This is a genomic window from Paracoccus sp. IB05 (assembly GCF_016405985.1).
Lineage (GTDB): Bacteria > Pseudomonadota > Alphaproteobacteria > Rhodobacterales > Rhodobacteraceae > Pseudogemmobacter.
Window position 1 is genome coordinate 146413 of sequence record NZ_JAEFCF010000003.1, and the last position, 18487, is coordinate 164899.

General features: G+C 66.1%; 19 protein-coding genes and 1 riboswitch. Of the genes, 6 read left to right on the plus strand and 13 right to left on the minus strand.

The window, feature by feature from the left end:
• Nucleotides 1–41: 41 nt before the first annotated feature.
• Nucleotides 42–755 (plus strand): nuclear transport factor 2 family protein, encoded by a 714-nt coding sequence (locus JC607_RS25890; RefSeq protein WP_198835547.1) that lies wholly within the window; start codon nucleotides 42–44, stop codon nucleotides 753–755.
• 35 nt (nucleotides 756–790) lie between these two features.
• On the opposite strand, the gene JC607_RS03450 is transcribed toward JC607_RS25890, so the two are convergent.
• From JC607_RS03450 to JC607_RS03460, 3 genes are all read right to left on the minus strand, one after another.
• Nucleotides 791–1240 carry a GNAT family N-acetyltransferase gene (locus JC607_RS03450; RefSeq protein ID WP_198835548.1) on the minus strand — a complete coding sequence of 150 codons (450 nt, stop codon included), beginning with the start codon at nucleotides 1238–1240 and terminating at the stop codon, nucleotides 791–793.
• Nucleotides 1230–3287, minus strand: a complete 2058-nt coding sequence (locus tag JC607_RS25935) for a divergent polysaccharide deacetylase family protein (RefSeq protein ID WP_198835549.1) — start codon at nucleotides 3285–3287, stop codon at nucleotides 1230–1232. Before JC607_RS25935 ends, JC607_RS03450 begins: the two co-directional genes overlap by 11 nt.
• Nucleotides 3288–3592: 305 nt before the next feature.
• Nucleotides 3593–3922, minus strand: coding sequence for a ribonuclease E inhibitor RraB (locus tag JC607_RS03460; protein WP_198835550.1), 330 nt, complete (start codon nucleotides 3920–3922; stop codon nucleotides 3593–3595).
• A 303-nt stretch (nucleotides 3923–4225) separates the two neighbouring features.
• Here JC607_RS03460 and JC607_RS03465 point away from each other — a divergent pair, with 303 nt between their 5' ends.
• Complete coding sequence (locus JC607_RS03465) at nucleotides 4226–4696, plus strand: hypothetical protein (RefSeq protein ID WP_198835551.1); 471 nt, start codon at nucleotides 4226–4228, stop codon at nucleotides 4694–4696.
• Between the two features lie 92 nt (nucleotides 4697–4788).
• Here the strand turns inward: JC607_RS03465 and JC607_RS03470 are convergent, their stop codons facing one another.
• Both JC607_RS03470 and JC607_RS03475 read right to left on the minus strand, forming a co-directional pair.
• Complete coding sequence (locus JC607_RS03470; protein WP_198835552.1) at nucleotides 4789–5655, minus strand: inositol monophosphatase family protein; 867 nt, start codon at nucleotides 5653–5655, stop codon at nucleotides 4789–4791.
• 278 nt (nucleotides 5656–5933) lie between these two features.
• Nucleotides 5934–6290: a helix-turn-helix domain-containing protein gene (locus tag JC607_RS03475; RefSeq protein WP_198835553.1), complete on the minus strand. Its 357-nt coding sequence runs from the start codon at nucleotides 6288–6290 to the stop codon at nucleotides 5934–5936.
• Nucleotides 6291–6709: 419 nt separating this feature from the next.
• Between JC607_RS03475 and JC607_RS03480 the strand changes: the two genes are divergently transcribed.
• A complete protein-coding gene (locus tag JC607_RS03480; protein ID WP_198835554.1) occupies nucleotides 6710–7687 on the plus strand; it encodes an NADPH:quinone oxidoreductase family protein in 978 nt (325 codons plus the stop codon).
• Between the two features lie 21 nt (nucleotides 7688–7708).
• On the opposite strand, the gene JC607_RS03485 is transcribed toward JC607_RS03480, so the two are convergent.
• Nucleotides 7709–8572 carry a LysR family transcriptional regulator gene (locus tag JC607_RS03485; RefSeq protein ID WP_198835555.1) on the minus strand — a complete coding sequence of 288 codons (864 nt, stop codon included), beginning with the start codon at nucleotides 8570–8572 and terminating at the stop codon, nucleotides 7709–7711.
• 127 nt (nucleotides 8573–8699) lie between these two features.
• On the opposite strand from JC607_RS03485, the gene JC607_RS03490 reads away from it, so the two are divergent.
• Together JC607_RS03490 and JC607_RS03495 are read left to right on the plus strand one after the other, a co-directional pair.
• A complete protein-coding gene (locus tag JC607_RS03490; RefSeq protein ID WP_198835556.1) occupies nucleotides 8700–8921 on the plus strand; it encodes a DUF1127 domain-containing protein in 222 nt (73 codons plus the stop codon).
• A gap of 253 nt (nucleotides 8922–9174) precedes the next feature.
• Nucleotides 9175–9951, plus strand: coding sequence for a Bax inhibitor-1/YccA family protein (locus JC607_RS03495; protein WP_198835557.1), 777 nt, complete (start codon nucleotides 9175–9177; stop codon nucleotides 9949–9951).
• 93 nt (nucleotides 9952–10044) lie between these two features.
• On the opposite strand, the gene JC607_RS03500 is transcribed toward JC607_RS03495, so the two are convergent.
• The 7 genes from JC607_RS03500 to JC607_RS03530 form a co-directional block, all read right to left on the minus strand.
• Complete coding sequence (locus JC607_RS03500; protein WP_198835558.1) at nucleotides 10045–10599, minus strand: AAA family ATPase; 555 nt, start codon at nucleotides 10597–10599, stop codon at nucleotides 10045–10047.
• A gap of 87 nt (nucleotides 10600–10686) precedes the next feature.
• The gene (gene rpmG, locus JC607_RS03505) at nucleotides 10687–10854 is read right to left on the minus strand and encodes a 50S ribosomal protein L33 (protein WP_023666545.1); all 168 of its coding nucleotides are present in this window, start codon (nucleotides 10852–10854) and stop codon (nucleotides 10687–10689) included.
• A 403-nt stretch (nucleotides 10855–11257) separates the two neighbouring features.
• On the minus strand, nucleotides 11258–11944 hold the full coding sequence (locus JC607_RS03510) for an adenosylcobinamide amidohydrolase (RefSeq protein ID WP_198835559.1): 687 nt from the start codon (nucleotides 11942–11944) through the stop codon (nucleotides 11258–11260).
• On the minus strand, nucleotides 11941–12684 hold the full coding sequence (locus JC607_RS03515; protein ID WP_198835560.1) for an ABC transporter ATP-binding protein: 744 nt from the start codon (nucleotides 12682–12684) through the stop codon (nucleotides 11941–11943). Before JC607_RS03515 ends, JC607_RS03510 begins: the two co-directional genes overlap by 4 nt.
• Nucleotides 12681–13664: an iron ABC transporter permease gene (locus JC607_RS03520; RefSeq protein WP_198835561.1), complete on the minus strand. Its 984-nt coding sequence runs from the start codon at nucleotides 13662–13664 to the stop codon at nucleotides 12681–12683. The genes JC607_RS03515 and JC607_RS03520 overlap by 4 nt, the downstream gene beginning before the upstream one ends.
• The gene (locus tag JC607_RS03525) at nucleotides 13661–14542 is read right to left on the minus strand and encodes an ABC transporter substrate-binding protein (protein ID WP_198835562.1); all 882 of its coding nucleotides are present in this window, start codon (nucleotides 14540–14542) and stop codon (nucleotides 13661–13663) included. Before JC607_RS03525 ends, JC607_RS03520 begins: the two co-directional genes overlap by 4 nt.
• A complete protein-coding gene (locus tag JC607_RS03530) occupies nucleotides 14542–16416 on the minus strand; it encodes a TonB-dependent siderophore receptor (protein ID WP_198835563.1) in 1875 nt (624 codons plus the stop codon). Before JC607_RS03530 ends, JC607_RS03525 begins: the two co-directional genes overlap by 1 nt.
• A gap of 137 nt (nucleotides 16417–16553) precedes the next feature.
• A riboswitch (cobalamin riboswitch) is annotated at nucleotides 16554–16791 on the minus strand.
• A 172-nt stretch (nucleotides 16792–16963) separates the two neighbouring features.
• Here JC607_RS03530 and JC607_RS03535 point away from each other — a divergent pair.
• Nucleotides 16964–18424, plus strand: a complete 1461-nt coding sequence (locus JC607_RS03535; RefSeq protein WP_198835564.1) for an amidase — start codon at nucleotides 16964–16966, stop codon at nucleotides 18422–18424.
• Nucleotides 18425–18487: the final 63 nt, after the last annotated feature.

The following is an 18487-nucleotide window of genomic DNA, read 5'->3' on the forward strand; positions in this document are numbered from 1 at the left end:
GCCCGCCTGCGCCAGCATCGGTCAGAAATCCGGAGGTTACCATGTCTGAACGCCCGCCCGCACCTGAACCTCTGGCCCCGAAACCCAGGGCCTCACCCCCCCAGGCCGAGCCCGTCACCCATATTGACGATGAGCGTTTCCGCGTCACCGAATGGCGTTTCGCGCCGGGGGCCGAGACCGGCTGGCACCGCCATGGCCATGATTACGTGATCGTGCCGCTGACGGATGGGGTGCTGGGTCTTGACCTTGCCGGTGGCGGCCGGACGGAGGCGGCGCTGACCCGGGGCCTGCCCTATTCGCGCCGGGTCGGGGTCGAACACAATGTGACCAATGCCGGCACCGCGCCGCTGTCTTTCCTCGAGGTCGAGGTGGTTGACAATGCCCGGGATGAGGCACGGCTCGCGACCATGGCGCGGCTGATGGACTGTTTCAATGCGCGCGATCTTGACGGGCTGATGGGCTGCATGTCCGCCGATCCCGCCTTTCACGGCGCGGCGGGGCCCGGGGCCGAAGGCGTTATCCATCAGGGTCAGGCGGCAGTGCGGGCGGCTTATGCGGCGCTGTTCGCGGCCTTTCCTGATGCCGCCTGGCTTGAGGGCGCGCATCACATCACCGGTGAGACCGGGCTGTCGACCTGGCGCTTTCGCGGCACTTCTGCGGCGGGGGCGCGGGTCGATGTGCGGGGCTGCGATATTTTCAGCTTCGACGGCGCGCTGATCGCGGTGAAAGACAGCTACCGCAAGGCGCGCGGCTGAGCGGTTCCGGGCAGCGGGCGAGACGCAGTGACGCCTCAGCCCCGCCGCTTTGTCAGCCGCAGATCGCCATCCCCCACCGGCCTATCGCCGCCCCAGCCAAGGCGGCGATAAAAACCCTCGGCCCTGCTGCCTGCCGCCGTTTCCAGCCAGATTTCCGAATGTTCGGCGAAAAGCGCGGCTTCGGCGGCACTGGTCAGTGCGCGGCCGATGCCCCTGCCCTCGGCCTCCGGCGAAACGAAAGCGGCAAAGAGGCTGCCTTCCTCGCGGTCGATCATCGAAAAGCCAAGAAGCCTGCCGGCCTCTTGCGCCACCCAGGCGGTGCCGGGCGCGTCAACCAGCTCTGCCACCGTCTCGCGCGTGATGCCGAGCGCGGCCAGCTCCGCCTCGCTCAGCGCGTTTTCCCGCACCGCAAGGCGGATGCGGAAGATATCAGGCACATCGGCGCGCAGCGCCGGGCGGATCACCACCATGCGCTCAGTCGACATCCAGCATCGCCGTAACAGGCGCGAGTTCGACACTGGCGGCGCGGCCCTCGACGGCCCATTCCAGAAGCGCGGTCACCGTCGCCGCATGGCTGGCCCGGCCAAAGACCGTCACACCGCCATCCTGCGCCGCCTTGAAAGCGGCGCGGTCGAGATAGCGGCGGATCACCGGCGCCTCTTCGCCCTCGGCATCAAGGTCGCGGAAGATCACGGCTGCCGGCACATCTTCGCGCTTTGCCACCTGGTCGGCGGCGTTGAGGCCGATATTCCAGGTGATCAGCCCGCGCCCCTGTGCGGCGATCTCGGGCACGACCAGGCTGGCCAGCGGGCGGTCGGCCTGAAAGCTGCGCCCCGGCGCGTCCATTGTCGCCACCGCTTCGGGCAGCACCCGCGCCATGGCGCCAAAGGCCACCGCGACATCGCTCGCCGCCGCACCCTTTGGCAGGCCCGACGCGACCATGATCACCTCCTGGCCGGCGGCGCGGTAAAGCGCGGCGATCTCACCGGCATTGGGCAATTGCGGGTCAATCGCGAAACTGACGGCGAATGGCAGATCGGCAAGGGCGGCACGATCCAGCTCCGGCGAGCCGTCATCGAGCAGGATCACCGCGAAACGCGGCTTGTTGGCGGGGTTTTCAAAGTCGCGCGCAAAAAGGAGGCGCGGCGCGTCAGAGCCGATTGCGGTGCTTTCCGCAGCCGTCTCTGCCGGCGTGTCGCCGATCCGCGGCAGACGGGTGCTGCCATCGCCGGTCTCGCGGCTGATCGCGCCACTGCCGGGCAAAGACGAATTATCGTCCAGAGTGATCATTTTAACAGCCGCCGGGTCCGAAGCCGGTTCTGCCTCTGTCCCATCGCTTTCCGGAGAAAGTTCCGCAGTCTCTGGTACAGGGTCGCGATCCGCCGGGGCGTCTTCGACGGCAGCCTGCCCGCCGCCCGCGCCATCTGCCAGAGCGGGCTCTCCCCCGGCAGCCGCGTCCCCTGCGGGTTCTGCCGCAACGGGAGCTGTGTCAGGCAACGCCCCGGGCGCCTCAGGCGCAGTCGCAGGCCCGGTCGCTGGCCCAGTCGCAGGCCCGGTCGGCGCAGTGTCGGCTGCACTCTCTGCCGGGGATGGCGGCGGGATGTCTTCCAGGATCACAAAATCATCGCCGGCCGGCAGCACAGGCGCGTTTTTGGCCGGCTCTGTGTCCTCCGGCAACTGATCGGCCGCCATCTGCGCCAGCATCAGTTCTTCCTCAACCGTCAGCGGCGGTGGCTCGGGCGCCAATGCGAGAGCCGGCGCGCTGTCCTCGGCAGGGCCAGCCGGGCGCGATACGGTCGTTCCGGCGGCGGTGGCCGCAGGATCGCCCGCCGCGGGATCGTCCTGCGGCAGAGCGGGCGTCTGAGGCCGCCCCGCCAGGTCGGCGGGCGACGTCGCGCCGGCATCCGGGGCCTCGGTTACACCGGCGATCAGCGGCGCCGCCTCGGGCGCGGCGGGGGCCTGCGGTACCGCGTCGCTGGCGGCATCGGCAAGATCCGCCGGCTGATCGGGAATGAGACCCGGCCTCGCGTCACCCGCCTCCAGCGCCGCCTCCAGCGCCGCAGCGAGCGCCGGGTCAGACGAATGCTCCAACGCCAGTTCGGGAAGGTCGATCAGTTTCGGCGCTGCGGCGAATTCGGGATCAGCCTTATCCTCTGGCGCGTTTTGCTTTGCGGTCCCGGTCACCTCCGGCGCGTCCATCGGGGCGTCCATCGGGGCGGCGGCATCCGCAAGCGCGGCCCTCTCCATGGCCGTGTCAGCCGCCGGGTCGACGCCTGGCGCTGTCGGGGTCCTGGCCACCGGATCGGCCACCGGATCGGCTACAGGAACGGTGACTGCGGCAGCCTCTTCGGTCAGGGTTTGGGTGTCAGGTGCCAGGCGGGCGTCAGTGTCTTCGATACCAGCCTCGGCCCGCAGGGTGTCGGCGCTGCGGTTTTGCGGAAACGGCCCGGAAAGCGACACCGACACCAGCGCAAGCACGCCGGTCCCGACCAGACCACCCAGCCCCGCTCCAAGAAGGAATCTGCCGAACACTTGTTTCTCCATGCCGCTCAACCGCTCCAACCGCTCACGCCGGACATTTGTGCAGAACCGTCTGCTGTCCCTTATAATGGCCGCCCGGATCCCCGCTGGCCCGTCATGCCCGTCAGGCCCGTCAGGCCCGGACAACTATCCCTGACCCGCATTCGGATAAGACTATCCAACTGATTGCATCTTTATAGCCCGCACATCGGCATGCTTCATCCATTTTCAGCATCTGTGAGTGAAAAGCCGCTGCGTGGCCAGGCGCCTTGGGGGGGAAACAGCCGCCACTGCACAGCACCGGCACCATCACCGCCTCAGATATCGAGCTCCCAGCCATCGGGATAGAAATCAAAGCGGATCGCGATCTTCGTCGCCGCCTCTTCATATTTCCAGATTTCCTCGGCGCTGACCGGGATCGGCCCGGTCGAGGCGATCAGCTCTTCGCCGTCCTCACCCTCTGCATCAGGGCGGCTGACGCGGTAGCCCGCCGCCTCGAGCGCGCGGGAAATGCCGGTCCAGTCGGCCTGTTCCAGCTCGGGGAAAAAGGCGAAATCCACCACGGCGCGGGCCGGCAGTTTCACCCCTTTCGACTCGCGGAAGGTGTCAAAGGTCTCACGGCGCTGGAAAGAGAAATCATGGCTCATGACGCCAGTGATAGCCGAGCCGGGCCGCCGGCTCAATCGCCCGAATGCAGAGGGGGAAAAACGCGCCGGGACAGGCCGATCCCCGTGCCGTGCTCCGGCAAAATCACGCGCATCCGGGCAAAGCCGTCCAGGAATGGCCGCATCCGCGCCGCCGCCTCGCCGGCTCTCTGCCCGGTCTTCGACATCCCGATCTTTATACTTGACCGCAAAGCGATGGCCGGATCACATCCATCACATCGCCGTGAACCGCCGGCAGGGCCGCATGTCGCCTGGCCGACGGACAGTCAGTATCGGAGCCTTGATTTGCGTGCCCTTTCTATACTTTCCGCCATTGCCATTCTGGTCAGCCTTTTCCTGTCCTGGACCGGCCCTGCCCTTCCGGTCCCCGCGGTCACGCCCTGGGATCTGATCAGCGCGCTGAAACCCGATGTCGAGGCGCTGCGCAGTTTTATCGCCAGCTCGCCCGGGGAATTGGTGGCCTTCCTTGCGACCTTCGTGCTGGCGGCGGTGTTTCTGGTGCTTGTTCTGTTCAACCTGCCGTCGCGTCTGATTGGCCTGCTGGGCGGGGGCCTTGGTGTGGGCCTGACCGGCTGGACGGTGTGGAAGATCAGCAAGGGCGCCTCAGACCTGCCGGTGCCGGTCAATCTTGATATCGGGAAGGCCAATGACATCGCCCGGGCCGTCACCGATCTCGCCGGGCCAGGCGCCTGGGCCTGGGTTGCCGGCTCGGCCCTGTTGCTGCTCGCCGCGCTGATCGGCTGGGACCGCAGGTAATCCAGCGCCAGATCACCAGCCAGATCCTCTGAACCAGAAAGGGCGGCGCCTGCAGGCACCGCCCTTTGTCATGCGGGAAGGTGATACCCAGGTCAGGCAGTCGCGTTCAGAAGCTCCAGCGCCGCCGCGTGGATTCCGGGATTGGCCGCCGCCAGCACCCGCCCGCCCTGCGCGCAGTCGCCCCCGTCCCAGGAGGTCACAATCCCCCCCGCCGCCCGGATCACCGCCATCGGCGCCTGGATGTCATAGGCCTGCAGACCCGCCTCGATCACAAGATCAATCTGCCCCGCCGCCAGCAAAGCATAGGCGTAGCAATCCATGCCATAGCGGACCAGCTTTGCCTTTTGGGACACGCGGCGGAAAGCGGCATATTCCGCTTCGCTGCCGATCTCGGGGAAGGTGCTATAGAGAAAAGCCTCCTCCAGACTCCGCTCCGGGCGTGTGGCAAGCGGCTGCGTGCCATGCGGCCCGGCAACGCGGGAAAGACCGAAGCCGCCCTCGAAACGCTCGCCGATATGGGGCTGGTCGATGATGCCGTAAACCGGGCCGGTCTCGTCGCGCAATGAGATCAGCACGCCCCAGGTCGGGCTGCCGGTCAGAAAGCCACGGGTGCCGTCGATCGGGTCGAGAACCCAGGTCAGGCCCGAAGTGCCGGTGCTGGTGCCGAATTCTTCGCCAAGGATGGCATCCTGCGGCCGCCTGTCAGCGAGGATCTCGCGCATCCGCTGCTCTGAGAGGCGGTCGCCCATGGTCACAGGGTCAAAGCGCGCGGTCTCCTTGTTGTCGGCGGCAAGGCCGGGGCGGCGGAAATAATCCAGCGTCGCCACCCGCGCCGCATCGGCAAGCGCATGGGCGGTGCCAATCAGCGCGTTGATCTCGGCCAGCGACAGCGCGGCGGCAAGGCCCGAAACCGGGCGGCGCAGCGTGCTGTCGGAAAGGGTCAGGGAATCAGATGTCATCGTCTCACCTCACATATCCCTCCGGCGCTAACCGCCCCGGGTCATGAGGTCAAGAAACCCCGCAGGCCGTTGCGGCCGACTGCGACGGACTGCGGCCCCGCCCCGAAAAGCGGGCCCGACGTGCAAAGATTATGAAACCGCGAGCCCCCGCAGGCGGCGCAGGTCTGCCGGAGGCCAGGATGGGGCGCTGCCACGCCCACACCCCGGCCTTCCCGTTGCCCGAAAAAAACGGGCTGGCCTGTCGCGGCCAATAATGCGGGACGTTCCGCGTCAGGCGATCAGGCGGCGGAAAGCACCCGGGCGAGATCAAAGAGACGACGACGCTGCGCCTCGGGGATGGAATAATAGGAGCGCACCAGTTCCAGTGCCTCTTTATCCGCCATCATATCACCCTGGCCGGCATGAGCCTCGACACCCTCGGCGAGGCCTTCGAAGAAGAAGGCAATCTGCACCCCCAGAGCATCGGCAATATCCCAGAGCCGCGACGCGCTGACGCGGTTCATGCCGGTTTCATATTTCTGAATTTGCTGGAATTTGATGCCGACCTTATCGGCCAGCTGTTGTTGCGTCATCCCCACCATCCAGCGACGATGACGAATGCGTTTGCCCACATGGGCGTCAACAGGGTGCTTCATTCTCAACTCCGTACGACTTCTACCAGGAACCAAACCGCAAGAGAGCCTGTCTGACGGGCTCCTCCCATAAACACACAAGCATATTTCGTGCCATCTGCACAGCCACACCGTAGTTTTTTAGGGCCATCCGACGATTAACCATAAATCAGGCTGGTTTCGGCCCGATGAATTATCTGGCCGCGCAATTTATTCCGGGCGCTCTAGGCAACTTCACCTATAGATGCCTTGACAGGCGATCACTCGCCCATTGCGATATCTCTATTTTGCGTCTCAAAATGAGAATAATTTCCAAAAATGCGCAAGCCGCTGCGGGCAGCACCGGCGAACCTGCGCGTAAGCTGCGAGAAAACCATTTGCTTTCTGGCAGTTGTGCGGGAAATCTCTGCCAGAGGCTGGAGGGGGTCAGGCAGATGACGCGGATGAAAGCATGGCAAACGCTGGTTGCAGGGGCGCCGATGCAGCTTTGCGAGGTGGATATTCCCCTCCCCGGCCCGGGCGAGGCTCTGGTGCAGGTTGCAGCGGCAGGGCTGAATTTTGCCGATCTGCTGATGAATCAGGGGCGCTATCAGGTGCGCCATTCACTGCCGGTGACCGGCGGGCTGGAGCTTTCCGGCAGCCTGGCCGCCCTCGGGCCCGGAACCGCTGAAACCGGCGGGCCCGCGATCGGCGCGCGGGTGGCGGCGCTGGTGTCAAAGGGCGGATTTGCGGAATATGCGGTCGTGCCGGCGGCGGCCCTGGTCGAACTGCCCGAGGGCATGGATTTCGCCACGGCTGCCGGGTTCCAGATCGCCTGGGGCACCTCGCATCTGGCGCTTGCGGGCAAGGCCATGCTGCGGGCGGGTGAGACGCTGTTTGTCACCGGTGCTGCGGGCGGGGTCGGACTGACAGCGGTCGCGATCGGGCATCTCCTCGGCGCGCGGGTGATTGCCTCGGTCCGGGGCGCAGAGAAAGCGGCCATCGCCCGCGCCGCCGGCGCCGATGAGGTGATCGACAGCGACGCGCCCGACCTGAAAGACCGGTTGCGCGCGCTTGGCGGCATTGACGTAACCTATGACACGGTGGGCGGAGCGGGATTTGACGCCGCGATGCGGGCGACAAGGCCGGGCGGGCGGATGCTCGCCATCGGTTTCGCCGGCGGCGAGGTGCCGCAGGTGCCGCTCAACCAATTGCTCGTGCGCAATATTACGGTGATCGGCTTCTGGTATGGCGGCTATTCCGATTTCGCCCCCGGCGAGCTTGCGGCGAGCCTGCGCCAGCTGCTCGCCTGGTGGCAGGAGGGGCGCATTCACCCGCTGATCTCGCACCAGCTGCCCTTCACGCAGCTGGAGGCAGGGCTGGAGACCATCCGCAGCCGCCAGGCGACCGGCAAGCTGGTGCTGCTGACACCCCCCGGCTGAGGCCCCGCAGCTGACCGGCCCCTACCCCCCATAGGCGCAGCGCAATTCGGACAGAAGCGCCGCCGCCACCTCGCCCCCGGCATCGCCGCGCATCGTGTCGAGCGCATAAAGCCCGATCTTCGTCCGCCCAAGGGCGGGCAGCGCATTCTCGCCGCTGATCGGCTGGGTCGCTTCGGGCAGGCCATCTGCGATGCGCACCGTGACCGCCAGATCCGCCGCGACCGAGGCATCCACCACCTGGTCGCTTTCGCCATCGACCGCCAGCTCCCAGGGGATTCCGGCCTGGTCCAGCGCAGCCATCGCCAGCGGCCGGAAGATACAGCTTTGCTTGAAGCCAAGCCGCAGCGGCCGGCGCTGCCAGACGGCACCATCAATCGCCCCGATCCATTGCAACTGCCGCGATGACAGCACCTCGGCGCCGGCATCGGGCTGGTCTTCGGTGGTCACGATCACATCGAATTTGCCGCGTGTGAAATCCTCTTTCAGGTGCAGCGTGAACGAGGACACCAGATTGATCCGCATCAGCGGCCAGCTTTGCCCAAGCCGCTTCAGGATCTGGGGAATCGCCGGATAAACAATGTCATAGGGCACACCCAGCCGGATCTCGCCCTGGTATTTCGCGCCCCCCAGCCGCGACAGCGCCTCGTCATTGATCTCAAGGAGGCGCCGGCCATAAGAGACCAGCATCTCCCCCTCGGGCGAAAGCGCCAGTTTGCGCGCCGCCCGCAGGAACAAGGGCAGCCCAAGCGCCTCTTCAAGCCGCTTGATCTGCATCGAAACCGCCGATTGCGTCAGATTGAGAAAGCCCGCCGCCCGCGTCACACCGCCGACATCGGCCACGGTGACGAAGGAACGGAGCGCTGTCATGTCGAGGTTGCGCGGCATATCACAGATCCTGATGAATAACCCAACAATCATTCATTTCCATTATGGAAGGATTTCGGCGAGACATCAATATGCCTGATGCAAACACAGATCCGCATCACAGAATCAGATCAAAAGGACTCCGGTGATGTCTGACCTCAGCCTGGCCTTCCTCTCACGCCTGTCGAGCAAAAACACGCGCTCCGGGTTCTGGCGCCGGATCGCGCTCGCCTATGCCCTCCGGCGCCATCGCCGGCAGCTCGCAAGGCTGGACAGCCGGCTTTTGCGCGATATCGGCCTGAGCCACCGCGAGGCCGAAGCCGAGGCTGCCCGCCCCTTCTGGGATGCGCCGGGCCATTGGTATCGCTGAGCGTATCACTTCACATATCGCTGCGCGCCGCGCGGGGCTTCACGCCACGATCCCGCCCCCTGCGCCCGCCCTGCCCGGGCGCCGATGCGGGCCCCGATCCGGACCGGAGACAACAAATCGCAACAGATGACATGATTTTTAACCCTGACGCGGGCAGAAATCCTTGAAATCACGCCGATCCTTTCCGATATTCGGGCAGTAAGGTGCGCCGGACTCCCCGGCGTTGCCCTTAGGGACAACATCGGAGGCTTAAATGGCTCAATATGAAACGGTCCGCGGTGTAGGCGTTGGCGCCCGCGCTCAGATCGATGAAGGGCTTCGCGCCCATATGAATAAGGTCTACGGGCTGATGTCCGTGGCGATGCTGATCACGGCTGCTGTGGCCTGGGGGATTTCGGGTCTGACCACGACCACGGATCCGTCGCTGGCTGTGGCTGAGATCCGCAACGGCACCTATCTGACCCAGTTTGGCTACACCCTCTTCGCGTCGCCGCTGAAATGGGTGATCATGTTCCTGCCGCTGGTGATGGTTTTCGCCTTTGGCGCGCTGGTCAACCGTCTCTCGGTCGCGTCGGCCCAGCTGTTCTTCTATGTTTATGCGGCGGCCATGGGCCTGTCGCTGTCGTGGATTTTCATCGTCTTCACCGGCGGATCGATCGCTTCGACCTTCCTCGTGACCTCGATCTCCTTCCTGGCGCTGTCGCTCTATGGCTATCTGACCAAGCGCGATCTGTCGGGCATGGGCACCTTCCTGATGATGGGCCTCGTTGGCCTGCTCGTCGCGATGGTCGTGAACATGTTCCTGCAATCGGAAGGTCTTGCTTTCGCGATCCCGGTGATCGGCGTGCTGATTTTCGCTGGCCTGACCGCCTATGACACGCAGAACATCAAGAACACCTATATCCAGCACGCAGTGACGGGTGATCAGGAATGGCTCGGCAAGGCCGCCATCATGGGCGCGCTGAACCTCTATCTCGACTTCATCAACCTCTTCATGTTCCTGCTGCAATTCATGGGCAACCGCGAATAAGCAGACCGTCCGGGCCTGGCCTGGCCTGGTAAGAACAGAAACCCCGCGCAGCTTTCCGGCAGCGCGGGGTTTTCGTTTGTCCGCCCCTGTTCCTTATCGCGGCTCGGCGTGGCTACGCCCGCTCCTGCGCGCAGACTCCTGCGCCTGCAACCATGCCGCCACCTCACGACGCGAGCGCAGATGGACCAGCTTGCCCTCTGCCGCTTCTGATCCGGCAAGCCGTGCCATCCCCTGGCGCGCCGAATGGCGGGTGTTCCAGATCCAGGCCCAGAATGCCAGGCTCTCGCGCCCCAGACGTTCGGGGCAGCCCTCGGGCAGATCGGGGCGGCTGCGGCCATAATGGCGAACCAGCCGCCAGAGCACGCGCCACATCCTGAGCCCCGGCGGCAGATCCAGCCAGATCAGCAGATCTGCCCGCCGGATACGATTATCCCAGGTGGCAGAATGCCCGCCTTCGAAAATCCAGGCCTCCCCCGCTTCTGCCTCATGACACAGCCGGGTCTTTTCCGCACGCGAGCGCTCCACCCAGCCCGATTGCCAGTGAATGCGGTCGATATGGATGACCGGCAGCCCGGTGATCCGCGACAAGGCCCGCGCCAGTGTCGATTTCCCCGAGCCAGGCTGACCGATGATCATGATGCGCTGCATGCCAGGCTCTCCGGATTGTCTGTGCCGCAAAAGCGAAAAGGCCGCGCCCGGAGGGCACGGCCTTTCATCCCGAATGGGAGGCAGATCTTACTTGATCTTGCCTTCTTTATACTCGACATGCTCCCGCTTGACGGGGTCGTATTTCTTAACAACCATCTTCTCGGTCATGGTGCGGGCATTCTTTTTGGTCACGTAGAAGTGCCCGGTGCCCGCCGTCGAGTTCAGACGGATCTTGATCGTCGTCGGCTTCGCCATAGTCGTCTCTCCTGCATCGGGAAAGATGGCTTCCCCGCGAAATCTCTGAGCCAGCCTTTTAAGGGCATCCCTGCCAGTGTCAACAGTCAAAAATGCTCTGATGGGCGAGTTTCCGCAGCTGCGCCGCCTTCCCGCCGGCGGCGGCCGGGAAAGGCTCCGGCGGGAAGACTGGCAAGGCGCAAGATGACCGTGGCGGGAGCAAGCCAGAGACCTGCCGTTCCCGGGGATCGGGGCGCGTCGATGATGCAAGGCGGGGATCCTTCCGCCGTGACCGGGTCCGAAGCAGAATGCCGAAGACAGCCGAAACAGGAAACCGTGCCCTCTTAAAGGCTTCTTCAGCGCGCGTTTAAAGCTCCCCGGGTAAGATCCCACGTGAGAAGGGCCTTAGCCGGCCAGGAGAGATTTAGCGGGCGGGCTGCGCGCGCTGGTCCCGCAGCTTCGGCGCGCGCCAGGCCATCCATTCCGCGCCCGCCTGCGCCACCGCTTTGCGCACGGCGGCACCCACTGCCTCGCCTGCCGCGGTATGGAGGCCGGCATAGCGCCCCTCGCCCGGCAGGCAGGCCAGCGCCAGGCAATCGGTGCCGGTTCCCGTGGCGCGGCCTGTGGCGAGATCCAGCCCGAGATCCATGATCGCGGCGGTGCGGGCCTCGACGGCAATGGTCAGCGCCTCGATCTGCGCGGTCTGTGACAGGGCGGCATCGGTGGTGACGAGGATATTCACCGTGCCAAAGCCCGACCCATCGGCGCGGTGCCAGGGCAGGCGTCGCCCGACGGCTTCGGCATTCGAGAGGCCCAGCGTCACCAGCGCCGCCGCCCGGACGCCTTCCGCCTCAGCCTCGGCCAGCACCCGGCTCGATACATCGCGCGAGGTCATCATGCCAACCGTCGCCTGCATCGGAGCGCGGGCCATTTCGGCCCCGAACCAGGCTTCCACCGGGAAATCCGGCTTCAGATCCTGGTCGCGCACCTCACGCCAGGCGATGGTGTCGCCGGTCACAAACCCCGCGCCAAAGGGCGCATGGGACAGGATGCGCATCGGACCGGGCAATTGCGCAAAGAGCCAGGGCCGCGCGAGATGGTCACGGATCACCGGATCACCGCGAGCGGCTGGAAGATCAGCCCGTCCGGGCCTTCCGACAGATGGGCGCGGATGCCGAATGTGGCCGCAAGCCGCGCCGCAGTCAGCACCTCGCGCGGTGGGCCATCGGCGACCAGACGCCCGCAATCCATCAGCAAGAGCCGGGTGCAATGACGGGCGGCGAGGCCCAGATCATGGACGGAAGCCACCACCGCGCGCCCCTCGTCCGCCAGAGCGGCGAAGATCGTCATCATGCGGATCTGCGCCTCCGGGTCGAGACCGGCGCCCGGCTCATCGGCGATCAGCAACGGCGTCTCCTGCGCCAGCGCGCGGGCAATCAGTGCCCGCGCCTGTTCGCCGCCGGAAAGTTCGGTCGCAGGCCGGGCCGCGAAACCCTCAATCCCGAGGCGTCTCAGCGCCCATGCCACGGCAGGGTCGGCAGGATCAGCATGGCCCCAGGGCGCACGGCCCAGGGCCACCAGATCCGCAACCGAGACCGGCCAGGCAATCTCGCGCCCCTGCGGCAGGAAGGCCACTGTCCGCGCCCGTGCCCGTGCCGGCATCAGCGCAAGGCTCGAGCGCCCCTCATGCGGCAAAAGCCCCAGAGCGGCGCGCATCAGCGTGGTCTTGCCGGCACCGTTCGGGCCGATCAGCCCGATGAATTCTCCCTCGCCCACCGTCAGCGAAACAGCTTCGACCACTGCGCGGGCGCCGCGACGCACGGTCACTCTGTCCAGTGTCAGCAATGTCATGCCTCGACCCTCCGCATCTTCCAGATCAGATGCAGGAAGAAAGGCGCGCCGACCAGGGCCGTCAGCACGCCGAGCTTCAGGTCACGGTCCGGCGCGATCAGCCGGGTCGCGATATCGGCGGCAAGCAGCACCGCCGCGCCGCCAAGGGCCGAAGCCGGCAAAAGCCGCGAGGGCCTGGCGCCGACCAGCGGGCGCAACACATGCGGCACCACAAGCCCGACAAAGCCAATCGCCCCCGCCACTGCGACCGAGGCGCCCACCGCCGCCGAACATCCGAGGATCAGCACGAGGCGCAGCCTTGCGGGGCGGATGCCAAGGCTCTCGGCCGCATCCTCGCCCAGCGTCATCGCATCAAGGCCCCGCCCGAGGCTCAGCAGCGCCACAAGGCCCACAAGGATAAACGGCGCCGCCAGCCAGACATGGGTGAAAGACCGGTCCGCCAGCGAGCCCATCATCCAATAGACGATTTCGGCTGCGGCAAAGGGATTGGGCGAGAGGTTCAGGACCAGCGAGGTCGCCGCGCCGGCCAGCGCGGAAATCGCGATCCCGGCCAGGATCAGCGCCAGCGCACCGCCGCGCGGGCCGGCAAGCCCCAGGATCAGCAGCGAGGCCAGCCCCGCCCCCGCCAGCGCCGCCAGCGGCAAGGCCAGCGAAAAGGCCGCCGCAAGCCCGGTCTGCAAGGTCAGAACGGCGCCCAGCGCCGCCGAGGCCGAAACGCCGATCAGCCCCGGCTCGGCCAGGGGGTTGCGCAGATAGCCCTGCATCGCGGCGCCGGAGATCCCGAGCGCCGCGCCGATCAGCAGGCCGAGGAGCGCGCGCGGCAGGCGGATCTCCTGCATGACCAGCACGACCGGGCCTCCCTCGCCGCCCAAAAGCGCGCGCAGGCTTTCGCCAAGGCCCAGCCCTGCCGGCCCGATCAGAAGCGAGGCCGCAAACAGCAGAGCCACCAGCGCCAGCAACAGCGGGATCAGCAGTTTCATTCGGCGCGCTCCCCAGCGTCTGTCCCGGCCTTTGTGTCATCCAGCCCCAGCCGCGCCGCGCGCATCTCTGCGACCGCACGCAGGATATGCGGTGTGCCGCAGATCCAGTCGGCATCGCTGAAGGCCACCACCCCGGCCTCAGCCTGTAAAAGCGCCAGCGCGGGATGGTCAAGGATCTCTTCCGAACGCGAGGCGCCGGGATAGGGTTTAGAGGTCACGATCAGGTCGGGGCTCGCCATCACCAGCAGTTCCATCGGCAGGACACCTCCGCCACTGACGCCCGCGACCGCGCCGATATTGGCAAAACCGGTATGCGCCAGAACATCATCCGACAGGGTGCCCTTCCCCGTCGTATAGCCATTGGGATAGTAAAGTGCCGCCGGCCTCAGGGGCAGACCGGTCGCCAGCGCCGCTAGCCCGGCCTCGAATTCAGTGACCAGCGCCTCGCCCGCCGCCTCGCGCCCGAGATACCCCGCCACCTCGCGGATCTGCGCGCTGACACCCTCCAGCGAGGTGACCGGCGCGACCTGTTCCACCCGGATACCAAGCTGGCGCAGAAGATCGACACTGGCGCGGGCGGTATAGGTGCCGGCCAGCACGAGACCCGGCTTCATAAGAAACACCTGCTCGGCGCCGCCCCGGTTTGCGGTATAGGCGGCGGCCTCCTCCGGCATGGAGGACGCCAGCGGGTCCGAGGCCAGATGGCTGACTGAAACCAGTTGCCCCGGCGCCGCCAGCATCATCGCCAGCTGATCGGTGCAAAGGTTGATCGAGACCACCCGCCCCGGCACAGGGGCGTGGTCATCATCATGTTCGGCCTCCGCCGGACCTGCGAAGGCAAGCAAGGCAAGCAAGGCAAGGGCGGCGGCCCGCAGCATCAGAACTTTGTCCGCAGGCCGAGGAAGACCTGACGTCCGGGCTGGCCGTAATTGCGCGCGGTCTGGTATTCCTCGTCAAATAGGTTCTCGACGCGGAGCCAGGCCTCGGTTGTGTCATTCAGCTCATAGGACAAGGTCAGATTGGCGAGGGTGTAATCGGGCAGCGCCTCCTGCACCAGGACCATGGCGCCCCAGTCCCAGTATTCGTCCCGTGCCCCGGCCACGCGGGTCAGTGACATGGCCGCGCTGAAACGGTCCGTGATCTGGCCCTCGGCCCCGATGGTCAGGTTGTGACGCGGTGCTCGTGGCGCGCCCCGCTCCGACCCGGCCTCGTCGATCACCACATCGGCATAGGTGTAATTGCCGAAAAGCTGCCAGCCCGAGGCGATTTCGACCTGCCCCGTCATCTCGATCCCGCGGCTTGTCGAGGTGCCGTCGATCTGGCGATAGGCGAAGGGCACATTGTCAAAGATGATCTGATCGCTGATTTCGGTGTCGAACAGCGTCACCTGGACCGAGCCATTGTTGAAGAGCCTTTCGGCGCTCAGTTCAAAGCTGCGGCTGTTTTCCGGGGTAAAGCCGGGATCGCCATAGCTGGAATGCAGCTCGTAAAGCGAGGGAGAACGATAGCCCTTCGCGGCCACCGCACGAAGGATCCAGGCGTCATCAGGGCGCCAGGCCAGCGCTGCGCGGGCCGAATTCTGTCCGCCAAACCGGCTGTGATCATCGTGACGCAGCGCCAGTGACAGGTCGAGATCGGGGGTCGCGGCCCAGAGGATCTCGGCCGAGGCTGAACTGGTTCTGGCGGAACCCGCCTCAGACCCAAAAGCGGAAGACGAGGTGAAATCCTCTTCCTTATGTTCCAGCCCCCAATTCAGCGACAGGGTATTGGTGGCGGTCCAACCGCTGTGCCAGGCGATCACATCACGGTCGCTGTCGAACCAGGTAAAGCCGCCAAACTCAAATACTTCGCGGCTGGTCTTCATGCGCGAGACGGAAATCTCGTGCCAGGTCGCGCCAAGCTCGGCGCGCAGGAAGGCCCGCCCGCCGGTCAGGTCGCTGGTGCCGAAATTATCGGCATCCCCGGTTCCGGAGTCGAATTCACTGAACGAAGATTTACGAAACCCGTTGAAACCCAGCGTGACGGTCTCGGTCAGATCATAGGCGCCGTAAAGGCTGAGTGAGCTGGTCCTGAACCCGTCATCCTCGATGCCTTTGGCATAGGAAGAAATGCCATCGGTGATGGTACGGTTGGCGCTGATCGCGAATGTGCTGCGGGCATCTCTGAAGCCAAGCGACAGTGTGCCGGACCAGGTCTGATCGGTGCCGCCCTCCAGCGCGGCCTCGCCCGAAACCCCGTCTTCGGTCGGGCGCCAGCTGGTGATGTCTATCACCCCCGCCACCGCCTCGGATCCGTAAAGCGCTGATTGCGAGCCGCGAAGCACCTCGATCCGCGAGACCCCCGCCGTCGTCGAGCCGCCAAAGTCGAAGTAATGCTGCGTGTTCGAGGGGTCGGAGACATCGATCCCGTCAATCCGGGTGCCGACATAATAACCCGGCAGGCCGCGCAGGCGCAGCGTGGTGAGGCTGCCAATACCGCCATTCGCCGCCAGCGTCACCGAGGGCACCTGCCGCAGCATACCCACCAGCGACAGCGGGCCGCGCTTTTCGATCTCGGGCGCGGTCAGCACCGTTACCGTGGCCCCGGTACGGCTGAGGGCGACCGGCTCGCCACTGGCCGTCAGCGTAATGGTGCCCAGTTCAATCGGCTCTTCCTCCTGCGCCTGCGCATTGGCACGGCCGCCAGCTGTCGCCACAGCACCGGCGGCGGCCAGCGCGGTGATCAGTGCCAGATGGGAAACCCTGTGAAACATCTCTCAGCCCTTTCTTCGGAGCCGCCGGTCGCTGACCGCTGCCCTGATGCGTTTTCGCCGCGGGGGAAAGCCCTCCCGTTGCGCATGAACGTCACCTCTGGCGGCACTCCGCCCTCCGCCGCACGCCCCGTGCGAGGGAAAGGGTGATCAGCAGCGGCAGGTCTCCTGGCTCGCGGGTCCGGGCGGACGGCTGGCCTTCCCGGAGAGCCCCTCTGAGGCACTTCCAGTGGCATCATCAACCGCCGCTCACCGCTTACAGTTGCGGGGGCAGCTGTGGTCCCGGATCCCTGCGCAGAAGGCCCGGCCACATTCCCTATTCTCCGGAAAACCGCGCTTTGCGGGCGCGGTGCCGGAACCGTTGCTCTGCCTTCCATGCGACCCGCCCTTGCCCTCTGTCAAGCGGCTGACGGGTGGCAAAGCGGCGGCAGGGGCCGCTTTGGTCGCCCGGGCCACATGGTTGCGGTAACAGCCGGATGCGCGGCGCCTCTGGACCTTTCCCGGGCGCCGCGTCCAGACTGGCCGGGTGATGGATAACGGGGAATCGCAGATGATCGGGGATCTGGGCGCACGGGATGCGACCGAACTTGCGGGGCTGGTGGCAAAGGGCGAGGTCAGCCCGGATGAGCTGCTGGATGCGGCGCTGGCGGCGGTCGGGGCGCGAAATCCGGCAATCAATGCCGTGGTGCTGGTGCAGGAAGAGGTTGCGCGCGCTGAAATCCGCGCCGGCCTGCCGCGCGGGCCGTTTCGCGGCGTGCCCTTCCTGATCAAGGATCTGGGGCTTGAGGCAAAGGATCTGCCATCCCTTAACGGCACGCGGCTTGCTCCGGCCAGGACCTATGCCGCCGATTGCAATATGATGGCCCGGATGCGGGCGACCGGGGTGGTGACCTTCGGGCGCACGACAAGCCCCGAAGGCGGGGTCGGCATCGCAACCGAAGCCGCCGTCTATGGCGGGCCGACGCGCAACCCCTGGAATCCTGACCATACCGCCGGCGGCTCTTCGGGCGGCGCGGCGGCGGCGGTCGCGGCGGGGATCGTCGCTTTCGCGCATGGATCAGACGGCGGCGGCTCGGTCCGGGTTCCGGCCTCGAATTGCGGGCTGTTCGGATTCAAGCCGACCCGCGCGCGGCTGCCCGACGGGCCCTGGTCCGGTGAGGGCTGGGCCGGTATGGCGATTGACGGCTTCCTGACACGCTCGGTCCGCGACACGGCGGTGATGCTGGATGCCTGCGAGGGACCTGACCCCGGCGCGCCCTATTGCGCGCCGCCGCTGGCGAAAGGGTACGGTCAGGCGATCTCGGCCCCGCCCCGGCGGCTGCGCGTGGCGATCTGCGACACGACCTTTACCGGCGCCGCGATTGACCCGGAGGTCGCGGCTGCCGTGCGGGAGGCCGGGCAGCTGCTGGAAAGCCTTGGCCATCATGTGGAGCCGGCGCGACCAAAGGCGGATATCGGGGCAATGATGCGGGCCTGGACCGATATCGTCGCGGTCGGCACCGCGCTGACGATCCGGCAAAAGCTGAAAGGCCGCGCGCTGACGGCGGATCTGGTCGAGGGTGTCGGGCGCGGCGCGGTGAAACATGCCGAGGCGCTCGGGCCGCTGCGCTATCTGGAAGCGGTCGAGGATATCCATGATTTCGGTCGTGAGATGGCGTATTTCTTCCGGCCAGAGGACGGCCCTGATGCAAGCGGCGCTGGTTACGACATTCTGCTTTCGGCCACGCTGGCCGAGCCGCCGGCACATGTCGGGCGCTTCAGCCATGAGACCGAGGATTACGTCGATTACCGCCTCGGGCCGGGGCGCTGCTTTGACTATTCGCCCTTTGCGGCTGTGTTCAACGCGAGTGGCCAGCCGGCGGCGTCGCTGCCTTTGGGCTGGTCGAAATCCGACCTGCCGATTGGCATCCATCTCGCCGCGCCTTTCGGGGCGGATGAAGAGCTGATCGCACTTTGTGCCGAGGTGGAGGCGGCGGTGTACTGGAACCGGCGCGCGGCTTTGGCGGGGTGAGTTTGGCTGGCTGAGTTTGGCGGGCCGGGCATCGGGGGGCTGTCTGCCCCCCGGGCGCGTGCC